Source organism: Burkholderia sp. Tr-20390, from assembly GCF_017104595.1.
In the GTDB taxonomy this organism is placed as follows: domain Bacteria; phylum Pseudomonadota; class Gammaproteobacteria; order Burkholderiales; family Burkholderiaceae; genus Burkholderia.
The window spans coordinates 1-17,778 of sequence record NZ_JAAGPC010000098.1 but is presented as its reverse complement, the minus strand read 5'-3'; the positions used below and the strand labels follow the sequence as shown (position 1 = coordinate 17,778).

General features: G+C 65.2%; 23 protein-coding genes and 1 pseudogene. 16 read left to right on the top strand and 8 right to left on the bottom strand.

Annotated elements, in window-relative coordinates; all coding sequences use genetic code 11:
• Window positions 1–2 precede the first annotated feature (2 nt).
• The 5 genes from benD to G3N98_RS24000 all read left to right on the top strand — a co-directional run bounded on the left by benD (window position 3) and on the right by G3N98_RS24000 (window position 4,110).
• Window positions 3–773, top strand: a complete 771-nt coding sequence (gene benD / locus G3N98_RS24020; RefSeq protein WP_089444180.1) for a benzoate diol dehydrogenase BenD — start codon at window positions 3–5, stop codon at window positions 771–773.
• Between the two features lie 91 nt (window positions 774–864).
• A complete protein-coding gene (locus tag G3N98_RS24015; RefSeq protein ID WP_089430118.1) occupies window positions 865–1,263 on the top strand; it encodes a RidA family protein in 399 nt (132 codons plus the stop codon).
• 231 nt (window positions 1,264–1,494) lie between these two features.
• Entirely contained in the window at window positions 1,495–2,307 is an 813-nt protein-coding gene (locus G3N98_RS24010) for a creatininase family protein (protein WP_206149399.1), read from the top strand.
• A gap of 61 nt (window positions 2,308–2,368) precedes the next feature.
• Window positions 2,369–3,544 carry a YncE family protein gene (locus tag G3N98_RS24005; RefSeq protein ID WP_206149398.1) on the top strand — a complete coding sequence of 392 codons (1,176 nt, stop codon included), beginning with the start codon at window positions 2,369–2,371 and terminating at the stop codon, window positions 3,542–3,544.
• A gap of 83 nt (window positions 3,545–3,627) precedes the next feature.
• Window positions 3,628–4,110 carry a DUF1641 domain-containing protein gene (locus G3N98_RS24000; protein WP_089429642.1) on the top strand — a complete coding sequence of 161 codons (483 nt, stop codon included), beginning with the start codon at window positions 3,628–3,630 and terminating at the stop codon, window positions 4,108–4,110.
• Between the two features lie 10 nt (window positions 4,111–4,120).
• Here G3N98_RS24000 and G3N98_RS23995 read toward each other — a convergent pair whose 3' ends face one another.
• The gene (locus G3N98_RS23995) at window positions 4,121–4,831 is read right to left on the bottom strand and encodes a response regulator (RefSeq protein WP_175240597.1); all 711 of its coding nucleotides are present in this window, start codon (window positions 4,829–4,831) and stop codon (window positions 4,121–4,123) included.
• A gap of 634 nt (window positions 4,832–5,465) precedes the next feature.
• Between G3N98_RS23995 and G3N98_RS23990 the strand changes: the two genes are divergently transcribed.
• Window positions 5,466–5,831 carry a hypothetical protein gene (locus G3N98_RS23990; protein WP_241026057.1) on the top strand — a complete coding sequence of 122 codons (366 nt, stop codon included), beginning with the start codon at window positions 5,466–5,468 and terminating at the stop codon, window positions 5,829–5,831.
• 19 nt (window positions 5,832–5,850) lie between these two features.
• Window positions 5,851–6,105 carry a hypothetical protein gene (locus tag G3N98_RS23985; protein WP_226207943.1) on the top strand — a complete coding sequence of 85 codons (255 nt, stop codon included), beginning with the start codon at window positions 5,851–5,853 and terminating at the stop codon, window positions 6,103–6,105.
• 61 nt (window positions 6,106–6,166) lie between these two features.
• Here G3N98_RS23985 and G3N98_RS23980 read toward each other — a convergent pair whose 3' ends face one another.
• The 3 genes from G3N98_RS23980 to G3N98_RS23970 form a co-directional block, all read right to left on the bottom strand.
• Window positions 6,167–6,706, bottom strand: a complete 540-nt coding sequence (locus G3N98_RS23980; RefSeq protein ID WP_206149397.1) for a GNAT family N-acetyltransferase — start codon at window positions 6,704–6,706, stop codon at window positions 6,167–6,169.
• 404 nt (window positions 6,707–7,110) lie between these two features.
• Window positions 7,111–7,332: a hypothetical protein gene (locus G3N98_RS23975; RefSeq protein ID WP_039371644.1), complete on the bottom strand. Its 222-nt coding sequence runs from the start codon at window positions 7,330–7,332 to the stop codon at window positions 7,111–7,113.
• A 63-nt stretch (window positions 7,333–7,395) separates the two neighbouring features.
• The gene (locus tag G3N98_RS23970) at window positions 7,396–7,752 is read right to left on the bottom strand and encodes an HPr family phosphocarrier protein (protein WP_241026056.1); all 357 of its coding nucleotides are present in this window, start codon (window positions 7,750–7,752) and stop codon (window positions 7,396–7,398) included.
• Between G3N98_RS23970 and G3N98_RS23965 the strand changes: the two genes are divergently transcribed.
• The 3 genes from G3N98_RS23965 to G3N98_RS23955 are packed head-to-tail and all read left to right on the top strand — an operon-like array spanning window position 7,751 to window position 9,247.
• On the top strand, window positions 7,751–8,026 hold the full coding sequence (locus G3N98_RS23965; RefSeq protein ID WP_206149396.1) for a hypothetical protein: 276 nt from the start codon (window positions 7,751–7,753) through the stop codon (window positions 8,024–8,026). The genes G3N98_RS23970 and G3N98_RS23965 overlap by 2 nt on opposite strands.
• Window positions 8,023–8,367, top strand: a complete 345-nt coding sequence (locus tag G3N98_RS23960) for a zinc ribbon domain-containing protein YjdM (RefSeq protein WP_021158207.1) — start codon at window positions 8,023–8,025, stop codon at window positions 8,365–8,367. Before G3N98_RS23965 ends, G3N98_RS23960 begins: the two co-directional genes overlap by 4 nt.
• A gap of 43 nt (window positions 8,368–8,410) precedes the next feature.
• A complete protein-coding gene (locus tag G3N98_RS23955; RefSeq protein ID WP_089476102.1) occupies window positions 8,411–9,247 on the top strand; it encodes a spermidine synthase in 837 nt (278 codons plus the stop codon).
• 32 nt (window positions 9,248–9,279) lie between these two features.
• Here the strand turns inward: G3N98_RS23955 and G3N98_RS23950 are convergent, their stop codons facing one another.
• Together G3N98_RS23950 and G3N98_RS23945 are read right to left on the bottom strand one after the other, a co-directional pair.
• Window positions 9,280–9,465, bottom strand: coding sequence for a ribbon-helix-helix protein, CopG family (locus G3N98_RS23950; protein WP_021158209.1), 186 nt, complete (start codon window positions 9,463–9,465; stop codon window positions 9,280–9,282).
• Window positions 9,466–9,552: 87 nt separating this feature from the next.
• Complete coding sequence (locus G3N98_RS23945) at window positions 9,553–10,311, bottom strand: YoaK family protein (RefSeq protein ID WP_089476103.1); 759 nt, start codon at window positions 10,309–10,311, stop codon at window positions 9,553–9,555.
• Window positions 10,312–10,581: 270 nt separating this feature from the next.
• On the opposite strand from G3N98_RS23945, the gene G3N98_RS23940 reads away from it, so the two are divergent.
• From G3N98_RS23940 to G3N98_RS23930, 3 genes are all read left to right on the top strand, one after another.
• Window positions 10,582–10,932 (top strand): hypothetical protein, encoded by a 351-nt coding sequence (locus G3N98_RS23940; protein WP_206149395.1) that lies wholly within the window; start codon window positions 10,582–10,584, stop codon window positions 10,930–10,932.
• Window positions 10,929–11,141 (top strand): twin transmembrane helix small protein, encoded by a 213-nt coding sequence (locus G3N98_RS23935; RefSeq protein WP_006489184.1) that lies wholly within the window; start codon window positions 10,929–10,931, stop codon window positions 11,139–11,141. The genes G3N98_RS23940 and G3N98_RS23935 overlap by 4 nt, the downstream gene beginning before the upstream one ends.
• 493 nt (window positions 11,142–11,634) lie before the next feature.
• On the top strand, window positions 11,635–13,077 hold the full coding sequence (locus G3N98_RS23930; protein WP_206149394.1) for a sensor histidine kinase: 1,443 nt from the start codon (window positions 11,635–11,637) through the stop codon (window positions 13,075–13,077).
• A gap of 13 nt (window positions 13,078–13,090) precedes the next feature.
• Here the strand turns inward: G3N98_RS23930 and G3N98_RS23925 are convergent, their stop codons facing one another.
• Window positions 13,091–13,564 (bottom strand): thioesterase family protein, encoded by a 474-nt coding sequence (locus G3N98_RS23925; RefSeq protein ID WP_175240579.1) that lies wholly within the window; start codon window positions 13,562–13,564, stop codon window positions 13,091–13,093.
• Between the two features lie 231 nt (window positions 13,565–13,795).
• Between G3N98_RS23925 and G3N98_RS23920 the strand changes: the two genes are divergently transcribed.
• Window positions 13,796–14,734 carry a response regulator gene (locus tag G3N98_RS23920; protein ID WP_206149393.1) on the top strand — a complete coding sequence of 313 codons (939 nt, stop codon included), beginning with the start codon at window positions 13,796–13,798 and terminating at the stop codon, window positions 14,732–14,734.
• A 502-nt stretch (window positions 14,735–15,236) separates the two neighbouring features.
• Here the strand turns inward: G3N98_RS23920 and G3N98_RS40370 are convergent.
• A pseudogene (locus G3N98_RS40370) lies at window positions 15,237–15,362 on the bottom strand (AraC family transcriptional regulator); the annotation flags it as partial.
• A 232-nt stretch (window positions 15,363–15,594) separates the two neighbouring features.
• Here G3N98_RS40370 and G3N98_RS23915 point away from each other — a divergent pair.
• Both G3N98_RS23915 and G3N98_RS23910 read left to right on the top strand, forming a co-directional pair.
• The gene (locus G3N98_RS23915; RefSeq protein WP_089476107.1) at window positions 15,595–16,524 is read left to right on the top strand and encodes a TauD/TfdA family dioxygenase; all 930 of its coding nucleotides are present in this window, start codon (window positions 15,595–15,597) and stop codon (window positions 16,522–16,524) included.
• Between the two features lie 46 nt (window positions 16,525–16,570).
• On the top strand, window positions 16,571–17,602 hold the full coding sequence (locus G3N98_RS23910) for an ABC transporter substrate-binding protein (RefSeq protein WP_206149392.1): 1,032 nt from the start codon (window positions 16,571–16,573) through the stop codon (window positions 17,600–17,602).
• The last annotated feature ends 176 nt before the right edge of the window (window positions 17,603–17,778 follow it).

Below are 17,778 nucleotides of genomic sequence, written 5' to 3'. Positions count from 1 at the left end.
TCATGCAACGATTCTCTGGCAAGGTCATCGTCGTCACGGGCGCCGCGCAGGGCATCGGCCGTGGCGTCGCGCTGCGCGCGGCGGCCGAAGGCGGCAGGGTGCTGTTCGTCGATCGCGCGGATTTCGTCGCCGACGTCGCGGCCGAAGCGACCGGTGGCGAGACGGCCGGCTTCGTCGCCGATCTCGAAACCTACGACGGTGCGCATGCGGCGATCGCACATGCCGCGCAGACGTTCGGCGGCATCGACATCCTGATCAACGGCGTCGGCGGCGCGATTCGCATGCGCCCGTTCGCCGAATTCGAGCCCGCGCAGATCGATGCGGAAATCCGCCGTTCGCTGATGCCGACGCTCTATACGTGCCACGCGGTGCTGCCGCACCTGCTCGCGCGCGGCGGCGGCACGATCGTCAACATCTCGTCGAACGCGACGCGCGGCATCCGCCGCGTGCCGTACTCGGCGGCGAAGGGCGGCGTCAATGCGCTGACGGCGGCGCTCGCGATGGAATACGCGGAGCACAACATCCGGGTCGTGGCCACAGCGCCAGGCGGCACCAGCGCGCCGCCGCGCCGCGTGCCGCGCAACGCGGCCGGCGACAGCGAGCAGGAACAGGCATGGATGGGCGAGGCCGTGCGCCAGGTCACCGAGTCGACGTTCTTCAAGCGCTACGGCAGCCTCGACGAGCAGATCGCGCCGATCCTGTTCCTCGCGTCCGACGAGGCGAGCTACATCACCGGCACGGTGTTGCCGGTCGCGGGCGGCGATACGGGTTGAGCGATGTGTCGTGGCGCCGCCTGCACGTGTTCAACCTGTGTTCATCGACAACCCACCGGCCGGTGCGAAGACGCCGGCCACGGAGACCCTCATGCGTGATCGCAAAGCCATCGTTCCGGCGGGCATGGAAGCGGTGTACGAGAAAATCGGCTATGCACCGGGCCTGAAGGTCGGCGATACGCTGTACGTATCCGGCCAGATCGGCCGCGATGCGGCGATGCAGCTCGTCGACGGCCGTGAAGCGCAGATCGTGCAGGCGTTCGAGAATCTGAAGCTTGTGCTGGAAGCGGCAGGCGCATCGTTCAACGACGTGGTCGACCTGACGACCTTCCATACCGACATGCGCGACCTGCCGTTGTTCATGCAGGTGCGCGACCGCTACCTCGCGGCACACCCGAAGCCGGCGTGGACGGCGGTCGGTGCGCACATGCTGGGCGGCGCGCCCGGCTATATCGTCGAGATCAAGGCGGTGGCCGTGTTGCCGGCGTGATGGGCGCTGATGAGGAGCGGGCGCGTGGTGCCTTGGTCCGCGTCTCGAATCGGCTCGTCGCGTGCTGACCGGGAGCGACAGGCTCGGCGACGCAAGCCGGCATCCTGACGAAATCCTTTCTCTTTACCTGCGGCGTGAAGCGTCATGCGTCGGTCAGCGACAAGTCGCGCGAGTTCGTTTATGGTGCGAGGGAACGCCGCGTCGTTTCTTTCCTTACGCCGGGAATCCGCGATGAAATGCCTGCCACGCGCCATCCTCGCCGCCCTCGCTGTCACCGTCGCGCAAGCCGTGCTCGCCCAGGCGCCGGGCACGGTGCAACTCGAAGACATGACCTGGACCGAACTGCGCGACAGCATCCGGGCCGGCAAGACCACGATCCTGATTCCGATCGGCGGGACCGAGCAAAGCGGCCCGTACGTCGCGCTCGGCAAGCACAACGCGCGGGTCAGGGTGCTGTCCGAGCGGATCGCGGAAGGGCTCGGCAACGCGATCGTCGCACCCGTCATCGCCTATGTGCCCGAGGGCGGCTATGCGCCGCCGACGTCGCACATGCGCTTCCCGGGCACGATCACCGTGCCCGACGACGTCTTCGAAAAGACGCTCGAATCCGCGGCCAACAGTTTCCGCGTCCATGGCTTCACCAACATCGTGTTCCTCGGCGACCACGGCGGCTACCAGAACGACATCAAGCAATCCGTCGCCCGGCTCAACAAGTCGTGGGCCGGCACGGGGGGGCGCGCGTTCGTGCCGGCCGCGTACTACGGCACCAGTTCCGACGGTTATGACCAGATCCTGCGCGAGCACGGCGTGCCGGGCGCGGAGATCGGCACGCATGCGGGGCTGGCCGATACGGCGCTGCTGCTGGCGGTCGAGCCGCGCATGGTCAGGGTCGACAAGCTGCGCAACGCCGCGAAGCCGGGCGCCGTCGACGGCGTCTACGGCGGCGATCCGCGTCACGCGAGTGTCGAACTCGGCCGGCTGGGCACCGACGCCATCGTGTCGCGCACCGTCGATGCGATCAGAAAGGACATCGCCGGCCGCTGACGCAGCCGCGCCATCGCGCTACCTTTGTCGTCGTTCCCTTCAATCGAACCGGGACATCGTCATGCAACCGCGCTTTCTTCGTCATCTTCGCTTCTCACGTCCCGCGATCGTCATCGTGGCGGCGCTGGCCTTCGGTGCCCGCGGGGCGATCGCGGCGGCCGCCGTCGCGACCGTACCCGGCATGCCGCCCGTCCTCCATCCCGACAACCTGTACAGCGAGGCGCAGGCCGGCCGCATGAGCGCGGCGGTAGCGGGCGCGTTGCCGCGCATCTACGTGCCGAACCTGAGATCGAACGACGTCTACGTGATCGACCCGGCCACGTACCAGGTCGTCGACCGGTTCGCCGTTGGCCGCAGTCCGCAGCACGTCGTGCCGGCATGGGACCTGCAGACGCTGTGGGTCGCGAACAATGCGGAAGGGCGAACCGACGGCAGCCTGACGCCGATCGACCCGAAGACGGGCAAGCCCGGCCAGCCGGTGAGCGTCGACGATCCGTACAACATGTATTTCTCGCCCGACGGCCGGGACGCGATCGTGGTAGCCGAAGCGCATGCGCGGCTCGACTTCCGCGACCCGAAAACGATGGCGCTGAAATCGAGCCTCGATGTGCCGCACTGCAAGGGCATCAACCACGCCGACTTCTCGATCGACGGCCGGTATGCGCTCTTCACGTGCGAGTTCGGCGGCAAGCTGGCCAAGATCGATTTCGTGAACCGCAAGGTGGTCGGCTATCTCGAGCTCGACCGGAAAGGAATGCCGCAGGACATCCGCGTGTCGCCCGACGGCAAGGTGTTCTATGTCGCCGACATGATGGCGGACGGGGTCTACGTCATCGATGGCGATGCCTTCACGAAGATCGGCTTCATCCCGACCGGCGTCGGGACGCACGGCCTGTACCCGAGCCGCGACGGCACGAAGCTCTATATCGCGAATCGCGGCTCCAATCGCGTCCATGGGCCGCGTCACGGCAAGGGCAGCGTCTCGGTGCTCGATTTCGCGACCCGCCAGGTGGTCGCGACCTGGCCGATTCCCGGCGGCGGCAGCCCCGACATGGGCAACGTCAGCGCGGACGGCACCACGCTGTGGCTGTCGGGCCGCTTCGATGACGTCGTCTACGCGATCGACACCACGAGCGGCGCGGTCCGGTCGATTCCCGTCGGCATGGAGCCGCACGGCCTGACGGTGTGGCCGCAACCGGGCCGCTATTCGCTGGGCCATACGGGAAACATGCGCTAGGGCGGCGTCAGACGAACGACACGCAACCGGCGCGCGTGGCCGCCGTCGCGGCGGCCACGTGGCGTCCCAACCGGAGATAGCCGATGACCGAACGTCAGTCCCCCGAAACGACGCCTCCGCACCCGGAGCCCAGTGCGCACGATGCGCTCGAACATTTGCTCGGCAGCCTGCACCGGCATGGATTCCTGCATTTGGCGACCGAGGTCGTCAGCGCGAACGCGCGGCTGGCCGACACGTTCGTCGATGCGCTCGACAAGCCGGGCATGCAGAGCGGCATGCAGAATCTCGCGGTGCTGTTGATGGCGCTGTCGCGCATTCCGCCCGAACAGTTCGGCAAGGCCGTGTTCGCGGCCGCCGACGCGCTGCATCACGTCGGCGCGTGGCAGCCGGCGCAGCACGAGCATGTCGCACCGGGCGTGCGCGGCGTCTACCGACTGCTGCACGACGAAGCGCTGTGGGACGCGCTGACGCCGTTGCTCGAAGGGTTGAAGGTGTTCGCGCAAGGGCTGGCGCGCGCCCCGGAGACGCCCGTTACCGCGCCCGGCGAGAAGACGACAGGCACCTGAGCGCAGCGCGTCAGTCCCACGCGTGCTTGCTGAACTGATAGCCCTTGCCGCGAATCGTCTTGATTCGCTTCGGTTCCGTCAGGTCGTCACGCAGCTTGCGGCGCAGCTTCGAAATGCGGCCGTCGATCGAGCGGTCGAAGCCGTCGAACTCGATGCCGCGCAGCAGCAGCGTCAGGTCTTTTCGGCTGACCACCTCGCCGGCGCGACAGACGAGCGCCCACAGCAGGTCGAACTCGGTCGACGTCAGGCGGGGTGCGCTGCCGTCGGGAAGACGCACCTTGCGATCGGCCCGGTCGATCGAAAACTTGCCGAACTCGAAACGATGAGGCGATGCCGGCTCGGCATCGTCCGGGCGCATGCGCACCCGTCGCAGGTGGGCCTTGATCCGCGCGAGCAGGATGCGCGGCTCGATCGGCTTATGGAGAAAGTCGTCCGCGCCGAATTCCAGGCCGAGCAACTCGTCGAACTGTTCGTCGCGAGCCGTCATCATGATGACGATGCCGTCGTACTGCGTGCGTGCGTCGCGACAAATCTCGAAGCCGTCCTTGCCCGGCAGGTTGATGTCGAGCAGCACCAGGTCGGGGTGACGCGCGACGATCGTGGCGACGGCGTCGGTGCCGTCGAACAGGCGGTCCACCTCGTACTGATGCGTGCGCAGATAGTCTGCGATCAGTGCGGACAATGGGACGTCGTCTTCGACGAGCAGGATTCGGATGGGCATCGCTAAACGAGGGGGTGAAACGGGAAAGTGGCGAGCGTTCAAGCCCAGTCCGACCATGGGGTGACTGAAGAGACGCGCATGATACGTCCAAACAATCCGGTGGAATGTGGCGAAATCTGCATCGCTCGACCACCCGGTCCGCACGCGAATCACCCGGCCCAGGCAGCCATGCAAATGGGGCGAAGGAGTGGAGTCGTGTCGTCGCGGAACGGGGCGATGGTTGGACGATAAGGTCAGGCGTGGAATCCGGTTAAAGGCCGGCAGGGACGGCAGACGCGGTGTCGTTCGCACGAAAACGTTTGCGAAAAAATGGCGCGTGAAAAGCACGCCCGCCTGGGCCGCAAGCCGGTAAAGATTGCTCGACATATCATTACAAAATATTACGAAACGGGCAACGAACAGGTCCTTACAATCGTGGCGACTCGGTGGCGAGCATGACGCACACCGGCTACCGGCTGGCCGCCGAAGGGAATGCCAATGCGATGGCGGTGACCGACAGCGTGCCATTGCTCGCGTGGTGCGTCCGTTCGGCGCGGCACTGCCGGTGCCCGACGCGCGCGAATCAATGTCGACGTCACCCCGCCTTCCAGGCGGCAAATGTCTGACCGGCACGATGCGCTGATAGGAATGCGAAATGACGCCGCTTCAAATCATCCGGAGTCTCGATTCACTCACGAACGCGATCGAAGTCGCGGTCGCCCACGCCGACTGGAGCGAGGCCGTCCGGGCAGCGGAAACACGTTCGGCGTTCTTGACGGCGCTATCACCCGATCAACCCGACGAGGTTCACGCGGCGATCCGGAGAATGCGGGAGATCGATATCCGGATCTCGATCACCGCACGGGAAACGCTGGAGGCACGCGTCGCGGAGAGCCGGAAGGCGTTGCACGCAACCCGGCTGGCGACCCGGCCGCCGTCGCCCGGGGCGGATGCCATGGCCGCCCGATCCCCTTCGTGGCGCTCAGCCATTTCACGGCGCTTCGCGCCGTACACGCATTGACACGGACAGGTCCTTGAACATGCCGGTCAGGTCTCAACATTTCGGTGGCGGTATGCGATTTCGAAAACGCATCAGTTATGTCGATGCAACACGTTGGTTCGCGGATGGCGACCACGATCGGGTGGAGACCCGTGAAGGCGGACGCGCGATCGCCACACCGGAAGGCTGGCGTTCGGTAAAGTCGGGTGACTGGATCTTGCGCGATGATTGCGGCAACTGCTGGCCGATGGACAACGGGCTCTTTACGAGCCTGTATGAACCGGTCGTGGAGTGAGCGGCGAGGGCGCGCCGGTGCCGTCCATACGGCCCGCCCGCGTCACCCGTCCGCCGGCAGCCTAGCGGCGCGCGCGCGAAAACAGCAATGAGTCGGTATCGTTGAACCGGATCTGCACCGGCTCCCCATAACCCGCCTTTTCCGCCACGCGGATCGACGCGACGTTGGTCGGCGCGATCAGGCACACGCTGCGCTCGAACCGCTGTTGCCCGTCGAGCCATGCCAGCGCGGCCGAGAGCGCCTCGGTCGCGTAACCGTTGCCGTGCGCCCACGTCGCAAGGGCCCAGCCGGCTTCCGGCACGCCGCGAATCGACGGCTCGATGAGCCGGTGGAAATCGGCGAAGCCCAGATCGCCGACATAGCGGCCCGACGCCTTCTCGCGAATCGCCCAGTACCCATAGCCGAGCAGCGGCCACAGCCCGCGATACGCGAGCATGCGCATCCACGAGTCGCGCGGCGCGGACGGCTTGCCGTTGAAGATGTGCTCGACGACCGTCGGCTCGGCCCACATCGTGGCGAGCGCCTCGAAGTCGCCGAGCGGATGGCCTTCGAGGATGAGACGCGGGGTGTCGAGAACGGGCGGGGAGGAGACAGGCGGCATCGTGGCTTCCGGAGAGAAGGGGCCTGGGACGGTCAGGCCGTCAGCATGTCGATGCCGCGCTGGTTGGGTTCCGTTCACGCACCGACAGGCAGATCGGCCGGCGATGTTCCTCGGCGAGCGACGACGTGCGATTGACGGCAGGCGACGGCGGCCCGCTGCGAGCGGGCATGTCCAATTCGGCAAGACAGGGAGCCGGAATGATAGCAAAACCCTTGCACGGACGGGCTGCGGTGCGGGCGGAGGTGATGCCGCCGCATCGACGACGTCGCACGGGAAGCGGGCGCAATTCCATCGGCTTCCCGCGCGATAGTCGGACTTTCATGCGGTGCGCCGCCCTTCCGATGTGCCGCCGTCACTCGACATGACGCTCGGAGGGGGCAATCCGATTCGCGGCCGCAGGCGGTCTACTTCCGGTTCTTCAGGAAGGTCCGGCCTTCGGCCGTGATCGAGGCGCCCGAGCGGCCGTGTGCGGGATGGCTGACGAAGCCCGCGCTGACGAGTTCGCTCGCGATCGACCAGCCGAGCGCCGGTGCGTCGCGCCCGTAGCGGACATCGGCGAGGCGTTCGAGCGCCCAGATGGCGGAGGCCGACAGGTTCGGGGTGTTGGACGTGAAGTTGTCGCTCATCGCTTCCTCGTGAAAAGGGGATTCGGGGTGGGCGGGATGCCGTGACATCGGGTGGCGCGCCGGTCAGCGCGCTTGCAGCACGGGCAGCAGCGCCTGCAGGGCTGCCTCCTCGTCGGGGCCGGTAGCCAGCACCTGTGCGGACGTGCCGCCGTGCACCTGCAGCGCCGCGACGGCGGCGCTGTCCTTCGCATCTCTGCTGATCCCGTTCGCGATCAGCAGGATGTCGCTTTCGAAGCCGCGCGCCGCATCGGCGGCGGCTGCTCGTGCGGCGTGGCCGCGATTGCGGTTCCACGCGGGGCCGATTTCAACGAACACAACGGTTGCCACGATGTCGGAGAGCCTCTGGACGGAACGTCGGGATCGGTGTGCGGCGCCGGGCCGGCGGTGCGCCAGGCAGGCGAGAAACGCGCTGTTCCGCATGACTCCGGAACGCCGGCAGCGCTGCCGGGGCATGCATATCCTGCGTGGATGTGCCGGCATTCTCGGTGAAACGGGCCGCAAATCCGGCGAACGGCGCGAAAACGCCTATTATAATACAGCAGCCAAGATATGTGTATTGCATTATAATGCCGTGTGCGCCGAAGGCGGCTCGCCGACCCGTCGGCGCGTGCCTTCACGCGGGCCGGGCGACGCTGCCAGCGCGCCCGGCCTTTTTATCGACGACTCAACTCCCCCTGAATGGAAGCCGCAATGAACGCCGCCCCCGCCTGCCCGCAATGCGCGATGGAAAACACTTACCCGGACGGCACGCTGACCGTATGCGCGGACTGCGGCCATGAATGGTCTGCCGGCGCCGGCGCCGAAACGGGCGACGAACCGGCGGGCGACGTCGTCAAGGACGCCAACGGCAACGTGCTGTCGGATGGCGACTCGGTCGTGCTGATCAAGGATTTGCGCGTGAAGGGCTCGTCGATCACGCTTAAGATGGGCACCAAGGTCAAGAGCATCCGGCTCGTCGGCGGCGATCACGAGGTCGACTGCAAGACCGACATGGGTGGCTTCATGCTGAAGGCCTGCTACCTGAAGAAAGTCTGAGCGCGCACGCTCCAATCGACCGTCAGTAACTGACTGCCCGTTCATGGCCGAGGATCGAATTTCCTACGACGCGTTCGTCAGGTTCCTGGCGACGCCGCTGAACGACGGCCGGCCGTTCGTGCTGGAGACGCAGCACGCGCTTTCGCTGCACTTCGACCATTTCGGCACGCAGAGCTTCATGTCGCTCCGGGATCCGGGCCGGCTCGAGCTCGGCTATACGCGCGTGATGATGGGCTTTCTGCTGCTGCAGCCCGAGCCCGCGCACATCTGCATGCTCGGGCTCGGCGGCGGTTCGCTGGCGAAGTACTGCTACCGGCACTTGCCCGGCGCGACGATCGACGCGGTCGAGATCAACCCGGACGTGATCGCGCTGCGTGACGTTTTCAGGATTCCCGTTGATGACGGCCGGTTCACGGTGGTGTGCGCCGACGGCGCGGATCATCTGGACAGGGCGGATGTCCGGACGGACGTGATCCTGCACGACGCGTTCGTCGCCGACGGCATGCGTGGCCGCTGTACGGGCGCCGCATTCCTCGCCGCCTGTCACGCGCGCCTGAGCGAAAACGGCGTGCTGGCAATCAACTTCATGGACGACGATCCCGCGCTGCCCGAGCATCTCGAGCAGTTGCGATCGGTGTTCGGTGCGTCGTATACGCTGGCGCCGTGCGGCGACGACAACAACTTCATCGCGTTCGCATGGAAGGGGGGCAGCCGGCTGCCGTCGCTGCGGATCCTGCTCGAACGCGCCCTTGCGTGTGCGCGGGCCGGCGAGCTCAAGCTGGCGGCCACGGCGAGGCGGATGAAGGCCGGGGAGAGCGTCGACCCGCAGCGGCTGGTGATGCGTGCGCAGCCGCACGGGCGATGGGAAATCGGCGCGTAGCCTGCAGGCAGGCGCGGCCTGTACGGCCGTCTTTACTTCACGCGCTTGCCGAGCGCGCTCTTGGTCTTGTACGTTACGCCGTGGCGGTCGAGATACTCGCGGATCAGTTGCCGCACGACTTGCGACGGCGTGAGATCCTGCTCCGCGCAGAGCATCTCGAAGGCTTCCTTTTTCGCGGGGTCGATCAGGACGGTCAGGCGGGCGGTTTTCGTTTCCATTGCGGGGCGAGGGTGGTCGGTATGTTAATCAAATTATAATCGATCCGCCTTCGGCGCCACCGCCGAAAGCGCACTCCCGGTGCGCGATCAGCGCCTGCTGCGGAGCAACGCGAGCAGGTCGTCGATCACCGGCACGATCGCGAGCGTGACGAGTACCGCGGCAAGCGGCACGGTCGATACGTAGCCGACGTGCTTGAAGCCGATCGCGCCGGCCAGGCCGCCGATGAAGAACGACGCGAGCATCGTCGCGTGAATCCGCAGTTTCGAGCGGTTGGCGACCACCGCATGCGCGTCGACATCGACTGCCGACCGGTTCCAGTAGAACAGCTTCCCGAGCTCGATGCCGAGGTCGGTCACGATGCCGGTCATGTGCGTCGTGCGGATCTCCGCGCCCGAGAGCTTCGTGATCGTCGCGTTCTGCAATCCCATGATGAAGCACAGCAGCGTCACGGTCACCGGCACGAAGAAGGTTTCCCACAGCGCGAGGTGGCTGCCGAGCAGCCCGAACAGGAGCAGCAGCGCGGCCTCGACCAGCAGCGGCAGCATGAACTGGCTGTGCAGGCCGCGACGGCGGCCCCAGTTGACGAGGATCGCCGAGCAGCTGGCGCCGATCAGGAACGACCCCAGCGAGCTGATGCCGGCCAGCGCGAGCCGCACGTCGCCGAGCGCCGTCTGGTCGGCGATCGCCGACACGATGCCGCTCATGTGCGACGTGTATTGCTTGACCGCGAGGAAGCCGCCGGCATTGGCCGCGCCGGCGACGAACGCCAGCGAAAACCCGAGCTGACGGTTCGCGGTCGCGCTGCGGTGTTTTCCCGTCAGGTTTCGAAAGTACTGCGCTGGCATAGGGGCTCAGGGGCTTCGCTCAATCGCCGCGAATCGCGGGCACGGACGTGACGACCGGCACCGGACGGCAGGGCGGGCACGCCGCCTGCGCACAGGTGCCGGGTCTCTCGAATCATGTGACGAACATGATAATGCCATTATCATACTCTGTTAGTCGAATAGGGCTTTCAGTACAATGTCATCCGGCGCGGCCTGACAGCGGCCCGACTGCGGCTTCGCTGCCGCACGGCCGCGCCGCCCGCCTTCGCGATCACTTCTGCCCACCGCTTCATGACCCCGATCAAGTTCATTCTTCGCTATACGGCGATCCCGTTCACGGCCATCGTGGCTGTGGTGATCTGGACTGTCATACCATCGTCGAAAGAGATCGATGCGAGACAATATGCGGCGCTGTCGCGCGCGTACGCAAGTTTCCCGCTGCCGTTCCGGCGCGAGATCTCGGAAACGATGGACCACGGCCGGATCAACGACCGGCGCTACCAGGCGCTCGTGCGCAATTCGCTGGGCAATGGCGTCGCGCTGGACTGGCCGGCGTCGGGCGTCGGCGCGCTCGCCGACGAGCGGCACAAACTGGCCGAACTGATTCAGGCCGATTCCGATCTTCAAGGGCATCACCAATGAAAACTCTGCTGGTTTCCGTGGCATTCGCGATGATCATCGCAAGCCTGATCTTCGCGCTGTATTTCATGAATCACGATCGCGGCAAGTCCAAGCGGATGGCTTGGTCGCTCGCGGCACGCGTCGGGCTGTCGGTCACGCTGTTCCTGTCGCTGCTGATCGCTTACAAGCTGGGCTGGATCGAGCCGACCGGGTTGCCGATCGGGCGCTGAAAGGCGAACGCCCCGTTACATGCGGGGCGTTTGCGCAAATGCGAGTTCGGGTCTCCAATCGAGCTATTGTGATAAGAAAACTTATCGTGATGATGGAGTTGTGTGATCAAAAATCAGGGTTCGCACGACGCGCGACAGAGACTGCCCGTGCGGCAACGGCAGCGCAGGGGCGTTGACACGGGTCTTCGCAACACCACGGCCAGTGACAAACCTGAATTCGCGACGTGCAGCCTCATGAATTCACGAGACCTTCGCACCTTCCGGCCAACGTTGAACGGCGAGGTGACAACCTTGCTTCGCAAACCGCGACAATTTCATTCTGGTCAACGCTACCCGGCACACGGCACCGCGCGCGCAACAGTTGTGATGCGCAGAGGCCCCATGGACAAAGCCGCCGCGCTCGCTCGCCGGGCGCGGCGTGCTACTCTCGCGAACGGCACCGGCCAGGACGGTTCAGTGGTGCGCGACCCGTAAACATGGTGGATTCACGCATATGTACTCGATCTTGCCTGCGTTCGTATCTGCGTTGTTTCTCGGGTTTGGCCTCTACGTGCTGGCCACCAAGGGGCTCACGCGGGTATCCGTCCCGTTCGCCCTGATGTGCGCGACGACCTTCGTCTGGCAGGGAACGTGGGCCTTCCTGTTCCAGACGACCGACGCGGACGTCGCCAACGTGCTGGTCAAGGCCGGCTATCTGTTCATCCTTTTTCTGCCGACGACCTTCTATCATTTCGTGACGGAGATCGTGTCGCGTCGGGACGAGCGGCCGATCATATTCGCGTCCTACGGACTCAGCGTCCTGCTGGCCGTGCTGCTGGTCACGAGCAATGCGGTCGTCGATGGATTCCGCCCGCATTTCTTTGGCCCGTATCCCAAGGCGGGCCCGCTGCATCCGTTGCACGTCGCGCAGACGGTACTCCTGGTCTGCCGCAGCGGTTGGCTCCTGATCGAGGCAAGACGTCAGGGGCGGGCGCGAGACGTCCGGCAGTTGCTCACGCAATGCCTCGTCAGCCTGGGCCTCTACTCGCTCGCGGCGACCGACTATGCGGTGAACTACGGCGTCGACTTCTATCCGGTGGGGGTGCTGTTTATCGCGATCAGTCTCGGGATGCTCGCGACGTCGATCGTCCGCTACGGGCTGATGGGCCCCTATCTGCTGGCCGCGACGGTCGCGCACGAAGTGGCCACGCCGCTGGCGGCGATCGGCCTGCACGCGGACGAGCTGCGCGCTGTCCTGCCGGAGCTGCTGCGCGGGTATCGGCTGGCGGTGCAGCACCGGTTGTGCGCCGACGGTTTGTATCCCGGACAGCTGGAGCGGCTGCCGACGCTCGCGTCGTCGATCCGGCGCCAGGTCGACACCACGAGCACGGTGGTCGAGATGTCCCTGGCGTCCTTTACGCTGGACCGACTCGATCGCCACAGCTTCGCGGCCTATCCGATACGGGCCTGTGTCGACGCCGCCGTGGATCGCTTTCCCTTCCGTCCGGGTGAGCGGGACCGCGTATCGGTCGACGCGATCGATCCGGACATCCGTTTTTTCGGCTCCGACTCGCTCGTGATCTTCGTGATCTTCAATCTGCTGAAAAACGCGCTGTACGCGATCCACGCCAACGGCCGTGGGCAGATCGAGATCGACGCGCATCGCAGCAACGGTTACTGCGTAGTGCGTTTCAGCGATACGGGGCCGGGCATCGCCCCTGATGTGCTCCCTCAAATCTTCGACGCCTTTTTCTCGACCAAGTCGCACGGTCGCGGCGCCGGCATGGGCCTGAGTTTTTGCCGCCGCGCATGTGAAGCGCTCGGTGGCACCATCACGTGTGAATCCGTTCCCGGCGTGCGGACCACGTTCACGATCCGGCTGCCGGAGCCCGGCGCGCCGGCGGACCCGACACTGAACGGTCCGCCGGCGCTCCCCCCGCGCTATCGCGTCGGGTAGGGCGGTCTCACATTCAGTTCGCGGTGGACGGCAGGATCAGCTCATACGCCTTGACCCGCTCGATGATGCCCGGCGGAAACCGGCGGATCCGCTTGTCGGAACCGGCAAACACGATTTGCTGATACCCCAGCGACACCTGCCGCCCGTCCACGTAGAAGCGAAACAGCAGGTAGGCCGAACATTGCCGGACCTCGAACGTATTGAGAAAGCAATCGACGCGCTGGAACGGAAACGTCTCATGGACGTATTCCTGATGCGCGCGCTTCGTCACGAATGCCCCGCCGGCCCCCATCAGGTTGTTGTGGATGCATTCGTGAAACCAGCGTTCACGGCACACGCCCTGCCATTCGAAATAGCGTGCGAAATAGGTATTCATGAAGGCATTGGAATCCTTGAGGTAAATGTCCACCACATGGTGGAAGGTTTTCTCGGAAATATGGGCCGTTTCGTTGGAAAGGACGTGAAGAATCGCGTCTCGCGTCAACATGGATAACTCCTTGAATCGCTACTGGCGGTAGCGGCGCATTCCTTCAACGAGAAGGAATGGCCCGATTCTCCCCGTGCAATTCCGCGGAGCGGTGCAGTCGAAACGTGCCGAATTAGCGGATGAAGAGCAGTTGATGTGCGTCGCACTTTCGCCGGATAATTGCCGCGATAATCATTCGCGGCAAAGCGTCTCCGTTGCCGCATTTTCTTTTGCTGATTTATCGAGACCCTTATGCAACCCTTCGTCAGGCAGCCGGTGCTTTACCCCGTGTCCGTGGTATTTGTCGACGACAATCCGGATTTCCTGCAGGCGCTGCGGGGCGCATTTCCGGACGAACGCCTGAACCACTTTTTTTCCCACCCCCGGGCCGCGCTCGACTTCGTGTCGTCGCGTGACGCGGAGACACCCCCCACGGCCGCGGACTATTTCGGCGCGGAGAAAACCGGCGGGAATGCGATCGGCGAGGATGCGCTCGCCGATCCTGCCCGATTCGAGGCGGTGGGTGCGGTGGTCGTCGACTATTCGATGCCGGAGGTCGACGGCATCCAGTTCCTGACCTCCATCCGCAACGCGAACTGCATGAAAATCCTGCTCACCGGCATCGCCGACGAGCGCGAGGCGGTGGCCGCGTTCAACGCGGGACTGATCGATTGCTATCTGAAGAAAACCGACGTCGAGATGGCGCGCAAGCTGGCGAGCGCGCTGGACGACGCGAAACGCAAGTGCTGCGCGGCCCGCGGGCACATCAGCCTGCATGAAGCGGGAGCGACCTACCGGGATCCACGGATCGTCAAGCTGATCGATGAGGTGGCCGCGCGGGAAGGCATCGTCGAATACTACTGGCGCCCCAATCAGGACGCGGTGCTGATGTTCGATGCCGTCGGCGCGCCCAGTGTATTTCTCGCCTGGAGCGAAGAGGACTGGGCGTTCCACTGCGATATCGTGTCCGACGCGGGCGGACCGGCCGAATTGCGCCAAGACATGGAAGCGCGCCGCATCATGCCGCTATTCTGGCCATTTCAGGCCTATCGGCCGGGCCTCGCGGACATTCGCCGTGCGGCCCCGCTGCCCGTTCCGGGATGGCACGGCACGTTTTATAGCTGGATCCGGCTGGATGATCCGGCCACCGAGCGCGAACTGCCCACATTGGCCAAATGGCGTCACGCGTAAAGGATCATCCGCTCATTTTCAAACGGGCGGTGCTGTCGTCGGCTCGGTAGCCACTCAAACTGGAACAATCCCTGTCAATGTTGTCAGTTATCAGCGGCGCGGGATTTTGTTTCAATACACACCTTGTTCCGAGGGCCGCCCACTTTTCCACTATTCCAATAGACGGCACATTCGTTCAGTGCAGACCGTTGACCAACGGTCTGCACGCGCTCTCAATATCAATCGATTCTCGATCTGATATTGTCACCACACTTCACAAAAGCTGCAGCGGCAAACGATCCGCGAATTTCCGACTGGTGCGTTGAAGCGCATTTTCACGGCGCGTCGATTGAGCTCGTTTGCCGCATTGCGTCCGTCGGGCGCGTCATGCATTGAAATGGACGCCCTCAGGCGCCCAACGCCATTGATACGTGTCGGAATGCGGCAATCGAACTGCAATCGAAAGCCTCGCGGTGATCGTCGCGAAATGCGGGATCGGACCCGCATCCGACCGAGCGGTATTTCAACGGCCTGTTATCCGCCCGACTCCGCCCGACTCACTCGCAAAGTCATGGCGATACGCGCGGGGCGAGCAGCCCACGATGCGCTTGAATGCATGTCCGAACGCGCCATCCGAGTCGTAGCCGAGCCCAGCACGCGAATGTCCTGAAGGCGCCGTGCACGTACCCGACCCGTCGACGGAATCGCGACGGCCGCCGCGATCGGCCGTCTTCGCACGTGAGCCCGCCGCCCGCCGCCGCGCCGTATGCGGGAGCAGCGATCTTTATCAGCGCAGCAGATAAACGTATCGGAATCGCTTCGTTGACGCCGTCCGGCACGCACTCGTAGATTCGCGTTTTGACCGAATCAGGAGCCGTGCCGTGACGACTACCGCCATCCGCGACGACGCATCGCTTTGCGCCGGGCATCCGCCCGCGTCGCGGCCGCGCGTTGCGGCGCAGCATTTCGACATCGTGCCGTTCGATGCGCCGCTCGGTGCCGAAGTGGTCGGCCTCGACCTGTCGCAACCGCTCGACGCTGGCGACTTCGCGCGCATTCATCGCGCGCATCTCGACCATCACGTGCTGGTGTTTCGCGACCAGCGCATCACGCCGGACGAGCACATCGCGTTCAGCCGCCGCTTCGGCCCGCTGCAGATCCACGTGCTGCACCAGTTCGCGCTCGCCGGCCACCCGGAGGTGCTGATCGTGTCGAACGTCGTCGAGAACGGCAAGCCGATCGGGCTCGGCGACGCGGGCCATTTCTGGCACTCCGACCTGTCGTACAAGGAAAAGCCGAGCCTCGGCTCGCTGCTGCATGCGCAGGAACTGCCGGCCGAAGGCGGCGACACGCTGTTCGCGAACATGCATCTGGCGTGGGACACGCTGCCGGCCCATCTGCGCCGCGCGGTGGAAGGGCGGCGCGCCGAGCATACGTATCTCGCACGCTATGCGGAGCTGCAGGCGCGCAGTCCGTGGCGGCCGAACCTGTCGCCCGAGCAGATCGCGCAGGTTGCCGCGGTCGTGCATCCGGTCGTGCGCACGCATCCGGAAACGGGCCGCAAGGCGCTGTTCGTCAGCGAGCATTTCACGACGCGCATCGTCGGGCTGCCCGACGACGAAAGCCGCGCGCTGCTCGACGAGCTGTTCGCACACAGCGTGCGTGCCGAGCATGTGTACCGGCACCCATGGCGCGAGCACGATCTCGTGTTCTGGGACAACCGTTCGCTGATGCATCTCGCCGCCGGCACGCCCGACCACCTGCGCCGCAAACTGTACCGCACGACGATCGAAGGCGACGCGCCTTTCTGAGCCGCGTGCCGCGTCAATCTTCCGCCCCATCCTGACTGGAGTTCCGATGTCGTTTTCGTTTTTGCCGGCGCGCCGCGCGCTGGCGGCCGCACTGACCGCAGCGCTTGCGTTCGCCGGCGCGCTCGCCCCGCAAGCCGCGCACGCGGAAGGCCGCATCCGCATCGCCGAGCAGTTCGGCGTCGTCTACCTGATGCTGAACGTCGCGCGCGACCAGCAGTTGATCGAAAAGGAAGGGCGCAAGGCCGGCCTCGACATCAAGGTCGACTGGGTCCGGCTGTCGGGCGGCGCGGCCGTGAACGACGCGCTGTTGTCCGGCGCGGTCGACATCGCGGGCGCGGGCGTCGGGCCGCTGCTGACCGTGTGGGACCGCACGCGTGGCCGGCAGAACGTGAAGGGCGTCGCGTCGCTCGGCAATTTCCCGTACTACCTCGTCAGCAGCAACCCGAACGTGAAGACGATCGCCGACCTGGGCACGAAGGACCGCATCGCGGTGCCGGCGGTCGGCGTGTCGGTGCAGTCGCGCGTGCTGCAGTACGCGGCCGCGAAGCAGTGGGGCGACAAGCAGTTCGACAAGCTCGACGCACTCACGCAGGCGATTCCGCATCCGGACGCGACGGCTGCCATTCTGGCGAACAGCAGCGTGATTACCGGCCACTTCGGCAATCCGCCGTTTCAGGAGCAGGAACTCGCCGGCAACCCGAATGCGCACATCGTGCTGAATTCCTATGACGTGCTCGGCGGCCCGAGCTCCGCGACGGTGCTGTATGCCACCGAGAAATTCCGCGACGACAACCCGAAGACCTATCGCGCATTCGTTGCCGCGCTGGCCGATGCCGCGCGCCAGATCGCGGCCGATCCCGAGCGCGCGGCCGATACCTATATCCGCGTGAACGCATCGAAGATCGATCGCGCGCTGCTGCTGAAGATCCTGCGCAATCCGCAGGTGCAGTTCAAGACCGCGCCGCAGAACACGCTCGCGCTCGCGCAGTTCATGCATCGCACCGGCGCGATCCGCAACGAACCGAAGTCGTGGCGCGACTACTTCTTCGACGATCCGGCGACGGCCGGCGGCAGTTGAGCGGAGCCGCTTCGACGCCGCGATCGACGCTTATGCGTCGGTGCGGTTTCGATATGGGCAATCGATGGTTGGTCCGCGAAAGGTCTGGCCGCATGCTGATGCTTTACCCGCAAGAGATTCGATCGTGAACGCCACTTCTCCCCGAACCTGGCTGCCGCCGTATGCGGCGCGCGGCA

Bases quoted from the DNA above. Each gene is read 5' to 3' on its own strand.
- G3N98_RS23920 (WP_206149393.1), top strand. From the start codon at position 13,796: ATGCAACCCTTCGTCAGGCAGCCGGTGCTTTACCCCGTGTCCGTGGTA.
- G3N98_RS23975 (WP_039371644.1), bottom strand. From the start codon at position 7,332: ATGAGCGACAACTTCACGTCCAACACCCCGAACCTGTCGGCCTCCGCC.
- G3N98_RS23935 (WP_006489184.1), top strand. From the start codon at position 10,929: ATGAAAACTCTGCTGGTTTCCGTGGCATTCGCGATGATCATCGCAAGC.
- G3N98_RS24000 (WP_089429642.1), top strand. From the start codon at position 3,628: ATGACCGAACGTCAGTCCCCCGAAACGACGCCTCCGCACCCGGAGCCC.
- G3N98_RS23955 (WP_089476102.1), top strand. From the start codon at position 8,411: ATGGCCGAGGATCGAATTTCCTACGACGCGTTCGTCAGGTTCCTGGCG.
- G3N98_RS23940 (WP_206149395.1), top strand. From the start codon at position 10,582: ATGACCCCGATCAAGTTCATTCTTCGCTATACGGCGATCCCGTTCACG.
- G3N98_RS23985 (WP_226207943.1), top strand. From the start codon at position 5,851: ATGCCGGTCAGGTCTCAACATTTCGGTGGCGGTATGCGATTTCGAAAA.
- G3N98_RS24010 (WP_206149399.1), top strand. From the start codon at position 1,495: ATGAAATGCCTGCCACGCGCCATCCTCGCCGCCCTCGCTGTCACCGTC.
- G3N98_RS23990 (WP_241026057.1), top strand. From the start codon at position 5,466: ATGACGCCGCTTCAAATCATCCGGAGTCTCGATTCACTCACGAACGCG.
- G3N98_RS24015 (WP_089430118.1), top strand. From the start codon at position 865: ATGCGTGATCGCAAAGCCATCGTTCCGGCGGGCATGGAAGCGGTGTAC.
- G3N98_RS23950 (WP_021158209.1), bottom strand. From the start codon at position 9,465: ATGGAAACGAAAACCGCCCGCCTGACCGTCCTGATCGACCCCGCGAAA.
- G3N98_RS23965 (WP_206149396.1), top strand. From the start codon at position 7,751: ATGACTCCGGAACGCCGGCAGCGCTGCCGGGGCATGCATATCCTGCGT.
- G3N98_RS23995 (WP_175240597.1), bottom strand. From the start codon at position 4,831: ATGCCCATCCGAATCCTGCTCGTCGAAGACGACGTCCCATTGTCCGCA.
- G3N98_RS23910 (WP_206149392.1), top strand. From the start codon at position 16,571: ATGTCGTTTTCGTTTTTGCCGGCGCGCCGCGCGCTGGCGGCCGCACTG.
- G3N98_RS23980 (WP_206149397.1), bottom strand. From the start codon at position 6,706: ATGCCGCCTGTCTCCTCCCCGCCCGTTCTCGACACCCCGCGTCTCATC.
- G3N98_RS24005 (WP_206149398.1), top strand. From the start codon at position 2,369: ATGCAACCGCGCTTTCTTCGTCATCTTCGCTTCTCACGTCCCGCGATC.
- G3N98_RS23945 (WP_089476103.1), bottom strand. From the start codon at position 10,311: ATGCCAGCGCAGTACTTTCGAAACCTGACGGGAAAACACCGCAGCGCG.
- G3N98_RS23960 (WP_021158207.1), top strand. From the start codon at position 8,023: ATGAACGCCGCCCCCGCCTGCCCGCAATGCGCGATGGAAAACACTTAC.
- benD (WP_089444180.1), top strand. From the start codon at position 3: ATGCAACGATTCTCTGGCAAGGTCATCGTCGTCACGGGCGCCGCGCAG.
- G3N98_RS23930 (WP_206149394.1), top strand. From the start codon at position 11,635: ATGTACTCGATCTTGCCTGCGTTCGTATCTGCGTTGTTTCTCGGGTTT.
- G3N98_RS23925 (WP_175240579.1), bottom strand. From the start codon at position 13,564: ATGTTGACGCGAGACGCGATTCTTCACGTCCTTTCCAACGAAACGGCC.
- G3N98_RS23970 (WP_241026056.1), bottom strand. From the start codon at position 7,752: ATGCGGAACAGCGCGTTTCTCGCCTGCCTGGCGCACCGCCGGCCCGGC.